The organism is Ruegeria sp. AP12 (assembly GCF_056540025.1).
In genome coordinates this window covers 1,276,320-1,291,826 of the sequence record NZ_JBQFVZ010000001.1, presented here as the reverse complement: position 1 = coordinate 1,291,826, position 15,507 = coordinate 1,276,320, and the positions used below count along the sequence as shown (strand labels likewise).

The 15,507-nt window shown below is 59.7% G+C and carries 21 protein-coding genes and 1 tRNA gene; 8 read left to right on the top strand and 14 right to left on the bottom strand.

Annotation, left to right across the window (positions count from 1 at the left end):
• Window positions 1-1,134, bottom strand: a complete 1,134-nt coding sequence (locus ACR0E6_RS06485; protein ID WP_480581718.1) for a polysaccharide biosynthesis/export family protein — start codon at window positions 1,132-1,134, stop codon at window positions 1-3.
• Window positions 1,135-1,213: 79 nt separating this feature from the next.
• Complete coding sequence (locus ACR0E6_RS06480; protein ID WP_480581716.1) at window positions 1,214-2,512, bottom strand: capsule biosynthesis protein; 1,299 nt, start codon at window positions 2,510-2,512, stop codon at window positions 1,214-1,216.
• A 163-nt stretch (window positions 2,513-2,675) separates the two neighbouring features.
• Here ACR0E6_RS06480 and ACR0E6_RS06475 point away from each other — a divergent pair, with 163 nt between their 5' ends.
• The 4 genes from ACR0E6_RS06475 (at window position 2,676) to nusB (ending at window position 5,526) form a co-directional block, all read left to right on the top strand.
• Entirely contained in the window at window positions 2,676-3,263 is a 588-nt protein-coding gene (locus ACR0E6_RS06475) for a riboflavin synthase (RefSeq protein ID WP_170451568.1), read from the top strand.
• A 108-nt stretch (window positions 3,264-3,371) separates the two neighbouring features.
• On the top strand, window positions 3,372-4,493 hold the full coding sequence (gene ribB, locus ACR0E6_RS06470) for a 3,4-dihydroxy-2-butanone-4-phosphate synthase (RefSeq protein ID WP_480581714.1): 1,122 nt from the start codon (window positions 3,372-3,374) through the stop codon (window positions 4,491-4,493).
• Between the two features lie 2 nt (window positions 4,494-4,495).
• Window positions 4,496-5,047: a 6,7-dimethyl-8-ribityllumazine synthase gene (locus ACR0E6_RS06465; RefSeq protein ID WP_170621576.1), complete on the top strand. Its 552-nt coding sequence runs from the start codon at window positions 4,496-4,498 to the stop codon at window positions 5,045-5,047.
• Window positions 5,044-5,526 carry a transcription antitermination factor NusB gene (gene nusB / locus ACR0E6_RS06460; RefSeq protein ID WP_170621577.1) on the top strand — a complete coding sequence of 161 codons (483 nt, stop codon included), beginning with the start codon at window positions 5,044-5,046 and terminating at the stop codon, window positions 5,524-5,526. The genes ACR0E6_RS06465 and nusB overlap by 4 nt, the downstream gene beginning before the upstream one ends.
• A 156-nt stretch (window positions 5,527-5,682) precedes the next feature.
• Here the strand turns inward: nusB and ACR0E6_RS06455 are convergent, their stop codons facing one another.
• Entirely contained in the window at window positions 5,683-6,462 is a 780-nt protein-coding gene (locus ACR0E6_RS06455; RefSeq protein WP_170621578.1) for a helix-turn-helix transcriptional regulator, read from the bottom strand.
• 94 nt (window positions 6,463-6,556) lie between these two features.
• On the opposite strand from ACR0E6_RS06455, the gene ACR0E6_RS06450 reads away from it, so the two are divergent.
• The gene (locus ACR0E6_RS06450) at window positions 6,557-6,862 is read left to right on the top strand and encodes a hypothetical protein (protein WP_170621579.1); all 306 of its coding nucleotides are present in this window, start codon (window positions 6,557-6,559) and stop codon (window positions 6,860-6,862) included.
• Window positions 6,863-7,075: 213 nt separating this feature from the next.
• Here ACR0E6_RS06450 and ACR0E6_RS06445 read toward each other — a convergent pair whose 3' ends face one another.
• Window positions 7,076-7,501: an SRPBCC family protein gene (locus ACR0E6_RS06445; protein WP_480581712.1), complete on the bottom strand. Its 426-nt coding sequence runs from the start codon at window positions 7,499-7,501 to the stop codon at window positions 7,076-7,078.
• On the bottom strand, window positions 7,498-7,818 hold the full coding sequence (locus ACR0E6_RS06440) for an ArsR/SmtB family transcription factor (RefSeq protein ID WP_170630317.1): 321 nt from the start codon (window positions 7,816-7,818) through the stop codon (window positions 7,498-7,500). The genes ACR0E6_RS06445 and ACR0E6_RS06440 overlap by 4 nt, the downstream gene beginning before the upstream one ends.
• Window positions 7,819-7,933: 115 nt before the next feature.
• Between ACR0E6_RS06440 and ACR0E6_RS06435 the strand changes: the two genes are divergently transcribed.
• Window positions 7,934-8,365 carry an MmcB family DNA repair protein gene (locus tag ACR0E6_RS06435; protein ID WP_170451551.1) on the top strand — a complete coding sequence of 144 codons (432 nt, stop codon included), beginning with the start codon at window positions 7,934-7,936 and terminating at the stop codon, window positions 8,363-8,365.
• Between the two features lie 6 nt (window positions 8,366-8,371).
• Here ACR0E6_RS06435 and ACR0E6_RS06430 read toward each other — a convergent pair whose 3' ends face one another.
• Window positions 8,372-8,560 (bottom strand): DUF6324 family protein, encoded by a 189-nt coding sequence (locus tag ACR0E6_RS06430; RefSeq protein WP_170451549.1) that lies wholly within the window; start codon window positions 8,558-8,560, stop codon window positions 8,372-8,374.
• A 77-nt stretch (window positions 8,561-8,637) separates the two neighbouring features.
• Here ACR0E6_RS06430 and ACR0E6_RS06425 point away from each other — a divergent pair, with 77 nt between their 5' ends.
• Together ACR0E6_RS06425 and ACR0E6_RS06420 are read left to right on the top strand one after the other, a co-directional pair.
• Window positions 8,638-9,120 (top strand): GNAT family N-acetyltransferase, encoded by a 483-nt coding sequence (locus ACR0E6_RS06425; protein ID WP_170451547.1) that lies wholly within the window; start codon window positions 8,638-8,640, stop codon window positions 9,118-9,120.
• A gap of 47 nt (window positions 9,121-9,167) precedes the next feature.
• A tRNA-His gene (locus ACR0E6_RS06420) sits at window positions 9,168-9,244 on the top strand.
• Window positions 9,245-9,316: 72 nt separating this feature from the next.
• Here ACR0E6_RS06420 and ACR0E6_RS06415 read toward each other — a convergent pair.
• The 8 genes from ACR0E6_RS06415 to ACR0E6_RS06380 all read right to left on the bottom strand — a co-directional run bounded on the left by ACR0E6_RS06415 (window position 9,317) and on the right by ACR0E6_RS06380 (window position 15,486).
• Window positions 9,317-10,123, bottom strand: coding sequence for an ABC transporter permease subunit (locus ACR0E6_RS06415; protein WP_170630314.1), 807 nt, complete (start codon window positions 10,121-10,123; stop codon window positions 9,317-9,319).
• A 91-nt stretch (window positions 10,124-10,214) separates the two neighbouring features.
• Window positions 10,215-11,102, bottom strand: coding sequence for an ABC transporter permease subunit (locus tag ACR0E6_RS06410; protein ID WP_170517773.1), 888 nt, complete (start codon window positions 11,100-11,102; stop codon window positions 10,215-10,217).
• A gap of 82 nt (window positions 11,103-11,184) precedes the next feature.
• Entirely contained in the window at window positions 11,185-11,934 is a 750-nt protein-coding gene (locus ACR0E6_RS06405; RefSeq protein WP_170451541.1) for a transporter substrate-binding domain-containing protein, read from the bottom strand.
• A 33-nt stretch (window positions 11,935-11,967) separates the two neighbouring features.
• Window positions 11,968-12,744, bottom strand: coding sequence for an amino acid ABC transporter ATP-binding protein (locus ACR0E6_RS06400; RefSeq protein ID WP_170517776.1), 777 nt, complete (start codon window positions 12,742-12,744; stop codon window positions 11,968-11,970).
• A 125-nt stretch (window positions 12,745-12,869) separates the two neighbouring features.
• The gene (locus ACR0E6_RS06395; RefSeq protein ID WP_480581709.1) at window positions 12,870-13,622 is read right to left on the bottom strand and encodes a phosphate/phosphite/phosphonate ABC transporter substrate-binding protein; all 753 of its coding nucleotides are present in this window, start codon (window positions 13,620-13,622) and stop codon (window positions 12,870-12,872) included.
• The gene (locus ACR0E6_RS06390; protein ID WP_170517782.1) at window positions 13,619-14,056 is read right to left on the bottom strand and encodes a tellurite resistance TerB family protein; all 438 of its coding nucleotides are present in this window, start codon (window positions 14,054-14,056) and stop codon (window positions 13,619-13,621) included. Before ACR0E6_RS06390 ends, ACR0E6_RS06395 begins: the two co-directional genes overlap by 4 nt.
• A gap of 20 nt (window positions 14,057-14,076) precedes the next feature.
• Window positions 14,077-14,526 carry a tellurite resistance TerB family protein gene (locus ACR0E6_RS06385; protein WP_170451533.1) on the bottom strand — a complete coding sequence of 150 codons (450 nt, stop codon included), beginning with the start codon at window positions 14,524-14,526 and terminating at the stop codon, window positions 14,077-14,079.
• 183 nt (window positions 14,527-14,709) lie between these two features.
• Window positions 14,710-15,486 carry an isocitrate lyase/PEP mutase family protein gene (locus tag ACR0E6_RS06380; RefSeq protein WP_480581707.1) on the bottom strand — a complete coding sequence of 259 codons (777 nt, stop codon included), beginning with the start codon at window positions 15,484-15,486 and terminating at the stop codon, window positions 14,710-14,712.
• Window positions 15,487-15,507 lie beyond the last annotated feature (21 nt).

Genomic DNA, 15,507 nt, shown 5'->3' with positions numbered 1-15,507 from the left:
TCAGTTGCCGGTCAGGGTCGCGACGTTTGCAACCGGAGTCAGCCCGCCCGCGATAAGCGAGATCGATTTGCTCCATTGCGCGTAAGGCGCTTCGGTCACGTAGATCGTGTCGTCGTCGCGGATGACAAAGTCACGGGCGATGAACAGGCCATTCGGCGCGGTGAGGTTGAGCAGGTAGATCATCCGCTGATCGCCTTGCAACTCGGCCCGGCCCGTCACGCTGCGGGCGATGTCCTGACGTTCTTTCCGCAGGATGAAAATCCCAGTCGGATCCGATGACAGGCCTTGCAGGCCGCCGACCTGCGCCAGGGCTTCCAAAGCTGACAGGTCCTGAGTGTCAAAGGCGATACGAGATTGCCCGCCGGTTGCGCCAAGCGCGATGTAGGACCGGCTGTCCGCCTCGACCAGGATACGGTCGCCGCCACGCAGCGCCACATCCAGCCTTGGATTGGTGAACAGGTCTTCATACCAGACCGTACCCTTTTGGTCGCCCCGGATCAGGGTGACCAGCGCAATGTCCGATCCGACGGCCACGCCGCCCGCCTGAGACAACATGCCCAGCAATGTGCGGGTGGGGCGTTCAATCGGGTAAATACCGGGGGCTCCAATTGTGCCTGTCAGCGACACGGTCGAGCCATCGCCGGCAACGCGGCGCACCTCGACCTGCGGGTCAGGGGTTTGTTCCTGCAAGCGGTTGGTGATCAGGATGCGCAACTGCTCGGGCGTGTTCCCGGCGGCGCGCAGGCGTCCGGCATAGGGTACAAAGATGAAACCTTCGCTGTCGACCTGCACTTCGTCCAGCGCAGTGGCCGAGCCCGTTTCGCCCGCCAGCAACCCGTCATCCACGTTTTCCCAGATGGTCAGGCCCAGAACATCGCCGGGGCGCACCGTATCGGCCGCCACGCTTTGCGCACTGCTGAACGACGACGAAAAGCCAAACTGCGGAACGCTGGAGGTTGCCCGTGTGACACGATCATCAACTTCAACCACGAAGGCATTGCCGCCATTTTCGACCGAGCCTGCCAGAATCTCTGATTTGTTCGGTCCGGATTTGGGAAGCTGACACGCGGCCAAAAGGCCGCAAAGGCCCACAAGGGTTATCCCCCGCATCCATCGGATTGGAAAGCTCTGCACTGCCGATGATCCTCAGTATTCTTAGTTTTGGGAAACTTACCCGCTTCGGGATACAACATCCAGCAGAGGATGCCCCATTTCACTCAACGAGCCGCAACTGTGGCGTCAGTGCCTCGTTGTTTCTGAGGACACTCTGATAAGGATCGTTGGCGCGCAACATCATATCTGCGGCGCGGCGCAGCAATTGCCGACGCCCCCGGCGCGAATAGAACCCGCCCGGAACCTGACTGGTTTCCAAAAGGAACTGACGATAGATGCGGTAGGCCTTGGCGTCCGGCATATCGGGATTTGCATAGAAGTCTTCGATGGCTTGATGCGACACGAATTCTGGCTTGTCATAGACCGATTTGCCAAAGATCCGCAGCGGAATGCCCCGCCACAGCACCTGTTGACCGGCCGTTGAGTTGATCGTGACGGCCGAGTTCGCCTCATCCAGCAGTTTGGCCAGCTTGCCGCCCGGCACATAGTGAACGCGGTCCTCGATCCCAAGCGCGCGTGCCATCTGACGCACGTGGCGACGCAGCGGTTCGCGGTGGTTTTCCAACGGGTGTTCCTTGATCACCAGCCGATGATGTCCCGGCGCGCCCTTGGCAAAACCCGTGATCATCTGTTCGAGAAACGCGCTCATCCCTGAGTAATCGGAATGCGCCTGAACCGAGCTGTCGTGACCCAGTTGCAAAAGAACAAGGTGGTAGGGGTGGGGGCTTTTGCGCACGTGCCCAGTGGACCAACCCCTTTGAATGCGATGGAACGGCATCAGTGCCAGCCGTTTGAAATACAGGCGAAATTCTTTTGACACCGGCAATTCCCGGTGTGGACGGAAGTTCCGGTAGCGGCGGTTCAGGAACAAGACGAACCAATGGTAAAGCGCGCCGTAGAAGATGTGCTGGCGCATATCCCCCCAATGGGACGGCGGCGGCGGGGACTGCGTGTCCGAATGCTCCAGCGCGTGTTGCATATCCTCGACATTCAGCGACATGAGGCGCGAGTTTCCGTTCGAGCCGCCACGCTCATACGTGACCCACCAGGGCCTCAGATACCCTTCCTCGAACACATGCACGGTGATGCCGCGCGACCGCGCGATTTCAACGGCGCGCGCATGCACCGGGCGGGTGTCGCCATACAACACAATGTCGGTCACGCCTTTTCCGACGATCAGGTCAATCAGGGTTTCGGACCAGCGGTCCGGCGTGTCGCGAAACGGGATATAGCTGGATTTGTCGAACCAGAACGCCCGATCACCTGCGTTGAACCCCACGCGCCAGACCTGCGCGCCCGATGCCTGCAACATCCGCCCAAGGGCGCTGAAAAACGGCCCATGGGGCCCCTGAAGAAACAGGAAGACGCGGTTATTTCGGGCGGTGGTTGAGTGGTTCATCTTGGTGACAATATCCAAACTTCTGGGCGAATCTATGCCGTATCTCGCCAGTTTTTTGTTCAATCCGGCCTTTTTTACCGTGTCGGGTCCTTGCCCGCGCAAGGGGATGGGCGTACCTCAGCTTGTGAAAACACGCTCAGGTTAGGGAACGAGGGTTAACAGGATGTTTACAGGGATCGTCACCGATGTCGGCACTGTCACCGAGTTGGAGCAGCAAGGCGACCTGCGCGCCCGCATCCAGACTGCCTATGACACGTCCGGCATCGATATCGGGGCGTCGATTGCCAGCGATGGCGTGTGCCTGACCGTGATCGCGCTGGGCGACGATTGGTATGACGTTCAAATCAGCGCCGAGACGGTGTCTAAAACCAACCTGAACAGCTGGACCACCGGATCGCGGGTGAACTTGGAACGCGCCTTGAAGGTGGGTGACGAGCTGGGCGGTCATATCGTCTCGGGCCATGTCGATGGCGTTGCCGAGGTTGTTGCGGTTGAGGATGAGGGCGACAGCACAAGGGTCACGTTGCGCGCGCCTGCGGATCTGGCGCGGTTCATTGCGCCGAAAGGGTCGGTTGCGCTGAACGGAACCTCGCTGACCGTCAATGACGTGGACGGTCGTGATTTTGGTATCAACTTTATCCCGCATACCAAAGAGGTCACGACCTGGGGTGATGTTGCTGTCGGGGATCACGTTAACCTCGAAATCGACACGCTGGCCCGGTACGTCGCCCGCCTGGCCGAGATGTCCTGACCGCGAAATACGTCGCGTCCTGACAGGCCAGCGCCGTTTGCGCTCTGGCCTTTGGGCGCAGTGTGGTCTATCCCGCCTTGCAGAAATGCTCTTGTGAAAGGCTGCCCCATGAGCTTTGAAACCCCCGGTCCGGTCGAGGCCCAACTGCGTGACGCGATCAGCCCGATCGAAGAGATCATCGACGAGGCGCGCAAGGGCCGGATGTATATCCTGGTCGATCACGAGGATCGCGAGAACGAAGGCGATCTGGTGATCCCGGCTGAATTTGCCGATGCCGAGGCGATCAACTTCATGGCCACCCATGGGCGCGGGCTGATCTGTCTGCCGATGACCGCCGAACGCGTGGATGCTCTGGGCCTGCCGATGATGGCCGTGAACAACTCGTCGCGTCACGAGACGGCCTTCACCGTGTCGATTGAAGCGCGCGAGGGTGTATCCACCGGGATTTCCGCCGCCGACCGCGCGCTGACGGTGGCAACTGCGATCAACGAGCAGAACACGATGGCCCATATCGCAACCCCCGGCCATATCTTCCCACTGCGTGCCAAGCGGGGTGGGGTACTGGTGCGTGCAGGCCATACCGAGGCCGCCGTAGATATCTCGCGTCTGGCGGGGCTGAATCCGTCGGGTGTCATCTGTGAGATCATGAAGGCTGACGGCACCATGGCGCGTCTGCCCGATCTGGTGGAATTCGCGCAAGAGCATGACATGAAGATCGGTACGATCAGCGATCTAATCACCTACCGGTCGCGCAATGACAATCTGGTAGACGAAACCTCGCGTGAAACCGTCAACTCGGAATATGGCGGCGAATGGGAGATGCGGATTTTCACCGATCAGACGCACGGCATCGAGCATGTGGTGATGGTCAAAGGCGATGTGACTACACCAGAGCCGGTTCTGACCCGCACCCACGCCCTGCACGAAGCGCCGGATATTCTGGGCCTCGGCCCCAAATCCTCGCGCGAGTTGCCGCGCGCGATGGAGAAGATCGCAGAAGAGGGGCGCGGCGTGGTCTGCCTGTTCCGGCAGCCGCGTAACTCGCTGTATGCGGCCGAAGATGAAGGCCCGCGCACGATCAAGCAAACCGGTCTGGGCGCGCAAATCCTGTCCAAGATGGGCATTCAGGAACTGGTGCTGCTGACGGACTCGCCTGAAACCGTATATCTGGGGCTCGACGCGTTTGGCCTGTCCATCGTCGGTACCCGTTCGATCCTGAAGGAAGACTGATCATGGCTGCTCAAGACGAACATGGCGTTTTGCCGACACCCAAATTCGACAAGCCGGTGAAGCTGTTGATCGTGGCGGCCCCTTTCTATCGCGCGATTGCAGACAACCTGATCGCCGGTGCGAAGGCCGAGATCGAAGCAGCTGGCGGCGCCTGTGAGGTTGTCGAGGTGCCCGGCGCGCTGGAGATCCCCACCGCCATCGCTATGGCGGACCGCCAGTGCAATTTCGACGGCTATGTCGCACTGGGCTGCGTCATTCGCGGTGAGACCACGCACTATGAGACTGTCTGCAACGACTCCAGCCGCGCCATTCAGTTGCTGGGCCTGCAGGGCCTGTGCATCGGCAACGGCATCCTGACTGTGGAAAATGACGATCAGGCCGAAGTTCGCGCCAACCCCGAAAAGATGAATAAAGGCGGCGGCGCGGCTGCTGCGGCCTTGCATCTGATCGCGCTCAGCCGTAAGTGGGGCTCTTCCAAAAAGGGCGTCGGATTCAAGCCGCCGTCCGAGTCCATCCTTGTGGCGGGCGACAGCAACGGACCCTCGACAGCATGACCAAGACAGACGCGCCGAAACCGGCCAACCAGAAACGCCTGATGAAATCCGCCGCCCGGCTTTATGCCGTGCAGGCGCTGTTCCAGATGGAACAGTCGGGCCAGACGACCGAAGCAGTCGTGAATGAGTTTTTGGATCACCGGTTTGGCGCTGTCTATGAAGGGGACGAGATGCTGGATGGCGATATCAGCGTCTTCCGCTCGCTGGTGGACAATGCGGTGAACTATCAGGCTCCGATTGACCAGATGACCGACCGTGCGCTGGTCGCCAAATGGCCGATCTCGCGCATCGATCCCACCCTGCGGGCGCTGTTCCGCGCCGCCGGGGCCGAGCTGACCCAAAGCGACACGCCGCCCAAGGTGGTTATTACCGAATTCGTTGATGTCGCGCGCGCCTTCTTCCCTGAAGGCAAAGAGCCGAAATTCGTCAACGCCGTGCTGGACCACATGGCGCGTGAGGCACAGCCCGAGGCGTTCTGAGCCACATCACCGGACGACAAGAATAAGGCGCAGACTCGAAACCGAGCTGCGCCTGAACGTTTGCAATACACTTGTTAAAACAAGCCTCCGGTGTCCACCACTCACAGTTTTATCCAAAGACACCAGCACTTTAACGGAAATCCTCTGACGCGCCACCTATCGATTCCGATAGCGCTGCGGATCGATCAGGCCCAACTGCATTGCGCGGACCAAGGCGGATTCGCGGGTTGGGGCCTGCAGTTTGTCACGCGCGTTTTTCAGATGGGTGCGTATCGTGATCTCGGACAGGCCCAATTGTTCAGCGATCCTGTCGTTGCGGTGGCCAAGCGCGAGTAGGTTCAGAACCTGCAATTCCCGCAGTGTCATGTCCGGCGCGGTCGGTGCGATGCTGGCGATGTCGTAGACACGGCCATGATTGCTGGGAATGTCCGACCCCAGATTGGTGGCCAGCACGGTGGCCAAGACGCGCATGTCCCGCTGCTGTTCGGTCATCATCAACTGGACGTCCTGTTGGTCCGAGGCCAGCACGACCAGCTTGGCCTCGTTGTCGGGGCAGGGCACCACCAGAGAATACAGGTGGATATATCCGGCCTTCTCCAGATCATGGTTCAGACCCAGTGCCTTGTCAGAATGGCCATCCGACGGTTTCAGGCTTGCGGCCTGCACGTAAAGGCTTTCCTTGCCGTTCTGAACCTGCGCCAGCATGGGGTCCGCTTCGGCATAGCCTTGCGTGTCGTAGCGGTTCAGCCAGCCCTTGGACATCGAACTGCGCACCCAATGGATCGCGCCGGTCTCGGGCGTGAAGCACACCATGTTCAGCGCGTTGAATCCGATCTCGGCCAGCCGGTCTAACGTGAACTCCCACCGTTCCTGATCGTCGTGACGCAAAGACAGCGCTTCGAGTAGGTCAAGCGCGAACAGGCTGAGGGCATTCATTGAAACTCCGCATACAGTGTCGCACCCCGGCGGGGCGCGGTTTACTCTGTCCGACCATGCGCTATCCTCGTGGCATCAGACAAGGAGCTTTGTGATGCCCAAACTGATCCGCCTTTACATTACGCAAGTTGCATGGGGATTTGTGATCTCGGCTGTGTTTGTCGGCGTGCTGCTGGCGCTGAATGTCGCGAACCTGCGGGGGCTGATTTTCGGGTCCGAGGTCGGGTTGATCGCGCTTGCGATGATCTGGTTCATGAACGGGATCGTCTTTGCCGGGGTGCAGTTCGCCTACAAGATCATGAGCATGGCCGAAAAGCCCGGTGGTCCGCGTCGCGGATCGCCCGTCGTGCACAGCTTCAAGCCCGCTATGGCCAAGCAGGAAGCCCGCGCAGAGCGCTGAATTTCAGGGGAAAAGTGGCGGGACCGCCAGCCAACCGTGCGGTGTGATTCCCGAGGACCTGTATGTACAGGTGGGCGCCGGGTAATCAGGCCAGGACCTGAACAGAGCCAGCCCCCTCGGAATTGCTTAAGGCCACCAGAATGCTACCTGTCACAAGAAGGGCAGAACCCGCCAAGCGCTTAGTTAGGGCGTCTGACGGGTTCGCACAAGGGGTCACGCATCAACAGTTTCGTGCAATGCCGTGCGCATCTTGCCGAAATGCTCGTCCCAGCCGTTGTCCAGCGCCACAATAAGGCCGAAGGCGTCGGCATTCTGCGGCAGGCCTTCGTGCAACAGGCTCAGACGCGTTCCGCCCGCAACCGGAGTAAGCGTCCATTTGACCACGCTGACGGCGTCGCCCATGGGTTTCACGGTGAAGGTGTATTCCAGATATTCCGGCGCGCGCGCCTCGCGGACGTCGCCCCAGATCAAAAGGTCGCCGCTGGTGGTTCCGTACATCTCAAGCTTTTGACCCTTGGCCAATGGGCGCTGGGGTTTGTGGAACCATTCCGCCAGCCTATCGGGCTCGGTCAAATAGGCCCATACGGTTTCCGGTTCGGCCCGCAGAAAAATCGTTTTTTGTAATACAGATTTGGTCATTTGTCTTTCCTTTCAATAGCTTCCTTGAGAGAGTTGAGGCGGTCATCCCAGAACTGGTCAAAGTAGCTGAGCCAGTCCAGAACCGGGGCCATACCGCGGGGTTCTATGCGATTGATGCGTTCACGACCGCGCGCCTCAACCGTGATCAACCCGCCATCAGACAGGACCGTCAGGTGTTTCTTGACGGCGGCGCGGGTCATGTCGAAGCGGTCCGTCAGTTGGCCGATTGTCATATCCTCGGACGCCAGCAGTTTGACGATGTCACGCCGGGTAGGGTCGGCCAGCGCACGAAACGCGTTTTGGGTTAGGGTCTGCATTTGTCACCTCGGTAAAGATACCATTTGGTATCATATTAATGCAGTACCATACGGTATCATGTCAAGTCCCGTGCGGAGGCTTTACATTTGTTCACGAATTGTTCACATTTCTCACATGACACTGGATCTGCAACCCGGACAGAAACTTGCGCGTGGCGTGGCGCGTCACCTGACCGCGCATGGTTTTGTTTCCGTTGAGGAATTCGTTCCGGCGCGTGGCCTGCGCGTCGATGTGATGGGGCTGGGCCCGAAGGGTGAGCTTTGGGTGATCGAGTGTAAATCCAGTCGCGCCGATTATCAGTCGGATTCGAAATGGCAGGGCTATTTGGAGTGGTGCGACCGATTCTTTTGGGCCGTGGATACCGAGTTCCCGACCGAGCTGTTGCCCGAGGAAACCGGCCTGATCATCGCCGACGCTTATGATGCAGAGATCATCAGAATGGCACCCGAAGACAAGCTGGCCCCGGCGCGGCGCAAGAAGATGATCCAGAAATTTGCAACCGACGCGGCCCGCCGTCTGCTGGCGCTGCGTGATCCGCGAATTTGAAGCTGGTCAGTCTTTGACGGCGCGCGCCGCCTGTGCTGCTGCGCGCAGTTCGTCGGCGATTTCTTCAGCCTCTTCGGGGTCGAAATCCATTGGAATTTCGATGCCATCGGCCTCGATGAACAAACGCACCATCCCCTGATCGGTAGGCCCGATCTGAAGGTTGGCCTGAATGTCTCGTTCGGTGTTGATACCCATACGCGCCTCCGGGACTGAGCACTCGTGCTAGCGCGCGCGGGGTTGAGAATCAAGCCGCCAATGCGCTCAGATATGGCATGGCAAATGTGGATCTCAGACAATTCCGGGCCGAAGATGCTCCGTGGCTGGTTGAACGGCACGGCACGCTTTATGCGCGGGACGAAGGCTTTGATGAGACATTCGCCCCGCTGGTGGCGCGTATTCTCGACGACTTCATCGCGGATCATGATCCGACCTGCGAGCGCGGCTGGATCGCCGAGCGGGACGGAGAGCGGTTGGGCAGTATCTTTTGCGTCAGGCTGGATGACCAGACGGCAAAACTCCGTCTGTTCCTCTTGGTGCCCGAGGCGCGCGGTTTGGGGCTGGGCAAGCGGCTTTTGGCAACCTGTATGGGTTTTGCTCGGGCTGCCGAATACAGACAGATGCAGCTATGGACCCATGAAAGCCACAAGGCCGCCTGCGCGCTGTACAAGGCCACCGGTTGGCAGTTGGTGGACAGCAAACCGGTGCGGTCTTTCGGGGTCGATCTTGTCGAACAAAGCTGGAAAATTCAGCTTTAATCCTCTTGCATTCCCCGGGCGCGTTCGGTAAATCGCCCCTCACGAGTGCCGCCTTAGCTCAGTTGGTTAGAGCGCTGGATTGTGGATCCAGAGGTCCCCTGTTCAAGCCAGGGAGGCGGTACCACTTCCCCAAAATGAGACGTAAAAATCGCGCTTTTGGCGGGTTCAGTGCTGTGTGCCTAAGACGCGCCTGAATTCAGCGCGCCAGGTTCAGTTTGAATTTCATCTTGCTCTGTTTCGCGGCGGGCAAATGCCGGTTCAGGCGTTTGTTGACCAGTCCAAAGCCCCAGATGATCACCAGCGTCAGCAGGATGAAGTAGAATGCCAGAATCGGGTAAGGCACAAACGGGTTGAACGTCTTGTCCGCGAAATAGCTGGCGTAATACAGCGCATCTCCGCGTTGTTGCCAGGCGGGGAAGGCCGAGAAGAAGACCAGCGTTGTGGCGTGGAACAGAAAGATCGCCTCATTCGTGTAGGCGGGCCACGCAAGACGCAGCATGGTGGGCCAGACGATCCGGCGGAAGCGAGCCCAGCCGGTCATACCATAGGCGTCTGCCGCTTCGATATCGCCCTTGGGGATCGAGCGCAGGGCGCCATAGAAGATCTCACCTGTATAGGCCGCGGTGTTGAGGAACAGAACGATCAGCGCGCCCAGCCAGGCCGAGGTGAAGGCGTCGAACATCGGGTAGGGTTTCTTCAGCGAAAGGAAGAAGAAATAGGCGAAGAAGAACTGGATGAACAAAGGCGAGCCGCGGAACAGGAAGATGAACCATTCCGCAGGCTTGCGCAGCCATTTGTTCGGGGAAGCCTTGCCGACGGCCAACGCGGTGGCCAGAAAGAACCCGGTCGCAAGGGCCATAATGCCGAAATAGATATTCCAGATCATGCCCGAACCAATCAGCGTGAACTGCTCGCACAGGGTAAAGTCTGATTTCGGCAGCAGGCGCTCGCCAATGCCGACAGAGCGGAGGGCGTAGTCCTGAATTGTCTGGATGCAACTCATGCCCGGGCTCCTTGCAAAGGAGACCGCGTGCGCGAAAGCCATTGCATTGCAATCGCGTGCGGCACCCGGTTGAGGTTTTGAAGCGCGATTGTCATGCCGTCGTCTCCTTGCGCAGCAACTCTCCGCCCGCGGTGGCCTGACCGTGGGACAGGCGGCGCATCAGCTTTTCAAGCACGATTTCCGAGATGCGGGTCATGCCGAGATAGAAGATCAGCAGGAACAGGAAGTACCACATGCGCCAGTCGCCATGCGGGTAATCGGTGAAGCGCGAGGTCTTGGTGCCACCCAACTCTCGGGCCCAATAGACGATGTCCTCGATGCCCAACAGGAACAGCAGTGGGGTGGCCTTGATCAGCACCATCCACAGGTTCGACAGGCCGGGCAGGGCGTAGACCCACATTTGCGGCACGAGGATACGCCAGAAGGTCTGGCGGCGGGTCATGCCATAGGCTTCGGCGGTCTCAAGCTGGGCATGCGGAACCGCCCGCATCCCGCCGAACAGCACGTTGGCTGCAAACGCACCGAACACGATAGAAAAGGTGATGACGGCCAGCACGAACCCATAGGTTTCGTGCACCCATTCCGGTGCGCTGCCCAAGGGCAGTTTTGCGGCCTGACAGACGATGAAGTCATTGCCCTGACGCACCGGGTCGGTCCATTCGGGGCACATAACTTGGTGGCGAGTCCATTCGAATGCCTGATCCAGAGCAATCACAAAGAACAGAAAGAACGCGATGTCGGGCACGCCGCGTACGACGGCTATGTATCCTTTACCCAACCAGCTGAGCGGAGCGAAATGCGACCGGGCCGCCATTGCGCCTGCAAACCCGAAACTCAGCGCGACCGGGGCGGTCACGGCCAGCAACCCAAGGACCTTCAGAAACGACAGGTAGAACGACCAGTGCACACCGTTGGTCAGGTAGCACGAGAACCAGCGGAAGGTGCCCAGCGTGTCGGGATCAGCACAATAGGAAAACATACGGCGTCTTTCGAACGTCAACCCCGGCGCAGGGCCGGGACAGGTTCGGCGCTACTAGGGGCGCCGAACCCATGTGTGCGGATCAGTTGGTGACGACCGAACCGTCAGAGTTATAGGTCGGCACGCCTTCGCCGAACCACTTGACGATCAGCTCGTTCAGTGAGCCATCGGCCTTCATCGAGGTGATCGCCTCGTCGAACTTGCCGCGCAGCTCGCCATCGGATTCGCGAATGCCCAAGCCGATGCCGCCGCCCAGCGGGACGTCATCACCGACAAAGACCAGCTCACCACCGGATTCCTCGACGATCGGGACCAGGAAGTCCTTGTCGGCAAAGACCGCATCAGCCTCACCGTTGCGCACGGCTGCGATGGTTTCTTCCGGGGTCGCGAACTCGACCAGAGTCGCGCCGGATTCGGCGACGTGACCGGCCTGAATGGTTGCAGTTTGTGCCGCAACGATGCCGCTGCTCACGTCAACGCCATCAGACGCACCGACATAGGCCGAGGCTGCAGGCGGGAAGTAGTTCTGAGTGAAATCAATAACTTCATCGCGTTCGTCGGTGATCGACATGCCCGCGATGATGGTGTCGTAGTTGCCCGAGACCAGGTTCGGAATGATCGAATCCCAGTCGTTCTTGACCCATTCGCAGTCCAGATTGGCGCGTTTGCACAGCTCGTCGCCCACTTCACGCTCGAACCCGTCGATCTCGCCGGCGTCGTTGATGAAGTTATACGGAGGGTAGGCGCCCTCGGTCCCCATGCGGACCGTGTCGGCCATGGCGATACCGGCGGTCAGGGCCAGCGCTGCGGTGGACAGAATCAGGTTTTTCATTGGTTACTCCCCAGTTTGGTTCTGTTTTTGAAACTATGCCGCCTGAGTGGCGGAGAGAAAGCCCCGAAGCCGTTCGGATTCGGGAGAGGTAAAGATGTCTTCGGCCGTGCCTTCTTCTTCGATACGGCCTTGATGCAGGAACACGACATGGCTGGAGATATCTGCCGCCATCTTCATGTCATGGGTCACGATGATCATCGTCCGGCCTTCGGCGGCCAGATCCTTGATGACCTTGATGACTTCCTGTTCCAACTCGGGGTCCAGCGCCGAAGTCGGCTCGTCAAACAGCAGCGCCTCGGGCTCCATGCACAAGCCGCGCGCGATGGCCGCGCGTTGCTGTTGGCCGCCGGACAGTTGCGCGGGGTAGACGTCGCATTTGTCACCGATGCCAACCTTTTCAAGGTATTTGCGCGCGCTGTCTTCCACTTCGGCCCTGTCACGGCCCAAAACGGTTACCGGAGCTTCCATGACATTTTGCAAAATGGTCATGTGCGCCCACAGGTTGAACTGTTGAAACACCATCGACAGGTTGGTGCGAATGCGCAGGACCTGCTTGGGATCGGCAGGGCGACGTCCGTTTCCTGACCCGCTCCACTTCACCGGTTCGCCTTTGAACATGATCTCGCCCTGTTGACTGTCTTCCAACAGGTTGCAGCAACGCAGAAGGGTGGATTTGCCAGAGCCGGATGAGCCAATCAGGGACACGACGTCGCCGCGTTTTGCGGTGATGTCCACGCCCTTGAGCACCTCGAGATTACCGAAGCTTTTGTGAAGGTTCCTGATCTCGATTACGGCAGATGCGTCTGACACGGAAGGTCCAGTTGTTGTTGGTATTGGTGCGGTAATAGAGCGGAAAAACGGGCGCAATGCAATGCGCAAATCACAGATTCGTGCGGTTAATCAACCAAAATGGCCAGAGGGTATGACCAAATCGGTCAGCTTCTGCGCGCAAATGCTTCGGGCGTGGGCGGAGTTGGAACCGCAAGGTAATGATCCGCCGGAATATCGATCAACCTGCGGATGTGAAGCCGCCGCCTGTCATCATCCGAAAGGTCCACAATGGCGGACCGAACAGCCTTGGCGATCTGGTCCGCGTCTTGCCCGAGCGAGGTTATGAACGGCAGGGCAGGGGTCGGGGTCGTGCGGGCGATTTCGCATAAACGGCTGCCCAGATCTGTATGCTCTTTCAGCAACTCCCATGTCAGCGCATCCAACGAGGCAAGATCCGCGCTACCCTCCGCCACGGCCTGCGCGGACAGTGCGTGGCCGCCTGTTTCCAAAAGCTGGGTCGGAGCCAGACCCAGCGCGGTCAGATGCGTGATCGGGGCAGCCCAGCCGGATTGAGACAGCGCCTCGTTATACGCAAAAACTCCGTTGGTCAGATCGCCCAGATCGAGCGGATCATCCGCACGGGCGACAAGGACCGAGCAATAGTGGCCAGCGGGGCATCCGGGCAGGTCGTAATCCGGGGTGCCAACCAACTGCACCTGACCATGCAGCCGGGTGCGGTAGGGCATCCCGCAGGTCTGGGCAAAAATCAGAGCGGAATCCTGCCAGACGTCCCAGACATCTCGGGTTCGGTCCAGATGCTGCGGGCCATAGCCCAGATTCGCATGGATCAAAGACCAGAATCGATCATTGGCGTCGCGCAGGGCGGGCATGTCATACATGCCCAACATCGCTGTCACGCTTTTGCAGCCTTCTGACGGGCGCGCGCCGAATCCACGTCGCTGACGCCCAACAGGCTGACAACCAGACGCAGCAACGAATCCTCTTCGCCGGTGCGCTGACCATCGGCCAGCGCGACTGACCACATGGCCTGAACGACGGCCAGACGATCCTCGTAGGCGACGGCCTCTTTGATGGCGCGGGTAAAGCGGACGGTGTCGGGGGCCTCGGCCTCAAGGTCTTCGGCCTGGGCGCGCAGGGCTGCGGCCTCGAACGGTGACAGGCCATAGCGCTCGGCCGAGACCTTGTCGATCCGCGCCATTTCAGTGTCGGCATAGTCATTGTCGGACCGCGCGATGCGCACCAACAGGGCCGTCAGGGCCAGCCGGGCATCGTTTTCGACCAACGGGTCGGGATCGGGCTGGGTCAGCCGGGACAGAAAATCGCTAAACATGACACAGATATAGACGCGGCTTAGCTGGCTTCCAAGCGGCTTTGCACACGTTCGCGCGCGGCCTTGCTGTCGTTAAAGCTCAGCCCCATGGCGGCGCGGGCCTCTTCGACGATCTTGATCTCACCCTCGTCCGAGTCGCCGTCGGCCAGCACCACCTCCCACAGGGCGTCCAGCGCGGCCATGCGTTCCTCAAGGCCCGTGGTCTCGCGGATCAGCTTGCCGAAGGTGTCGGTCTCGGGGGCGGCTGCATGCAGTTTCTCGCAGGTTGCGCGCACCTTGGCGGCTTCGATTGCGTTATGCTGATAAAGACGCGCCAAAATTCGGTCGATCAGGCTGATTTCTTCCAGCTTGTAATCGCGATCCGCCTGCGCCACCCGCACCATCAACGCCCCCAACGCCAGTTCGGCATCAGGGTCAGGCAGTTGCTGGGTCTGAGGCGGTCTGAACGCCTGAAAGAACTTTTTCAACATGAGGTCAGGTTAGTCCATATTTTGTGGCGCGCCAAGCTGGGACTACCCGTCATAGGCATGAATAATCACAAGATCGCCGTGAGCGACCGAATCCCGCCCAGCCTTGGCGAATTGGTATCCGCATTTTTGTGACAGGGCGGGATATTGAGATTGTCCGGTCCCTAAATCTTGGTCACCAGACGCCTACTTGGCGTAGTCGATGGCGCCACGTGCCTGTTCCGTCAGCCATGCCACCATCTGGCGATAGGGCACTGGGCCATAGCTGACACGCGCCACGCCCAACGTTGCCAATCGCGGTGTGTCCGGGGTACCGGGCAGGGCGATGATGTTGACCGGCAGCTCGGTTGCTGCGCAGAGCTGCTCAATCATCGCTTCGTCCTTCAGGCCGGGGGCAAAGAACCCGCTGGCCCCGGCAGACTGGAACGCCGCCGCACGGGCAACCGCGTCGTCCAGCATGGCTGCGTTATGCGTGTCGGCGGGCGCTTTCAGGAAGATATCGGTCCGGGCGTTGATATAGGCCGGAACTCCAGCCGCATCACACGCCCTGCGCATCGCTTCGATCCGTGTGGCCTGTTCGGCAATGGGGTAAAGGCCATCACCGCCGACGATCTGATCCTCGAAGTTGAAGCCCACCACACCGCAGTTCAGGGCCCGCGATACGTTATCCGCAATCCCGTCAGGATCAGCGGCATAGGCCCCCTCGAAATCCAGTGAAACAGGCAGATCGACCGCGGCCACAATGCGTTTTGCGTTGTCCAATGCAGCCTGCAACGGGATATTCTCACCATCCTTGAACCCTTGCGCCATCGCGACCGGAGCACTGCCGGTCGCAATCGCCTGAGCACCTGCGTCGCGCACGGCGGCGGCGCTGCCTGCGTCCCAGATGTTGAACAGGATGACCGGATCACCTTTCTTGTGCAGGCGGGTGAAGGTTTCGGCGTGTTGGGCTTGGGTGGTCATGGGGTATCTCCTGTCGAAGCT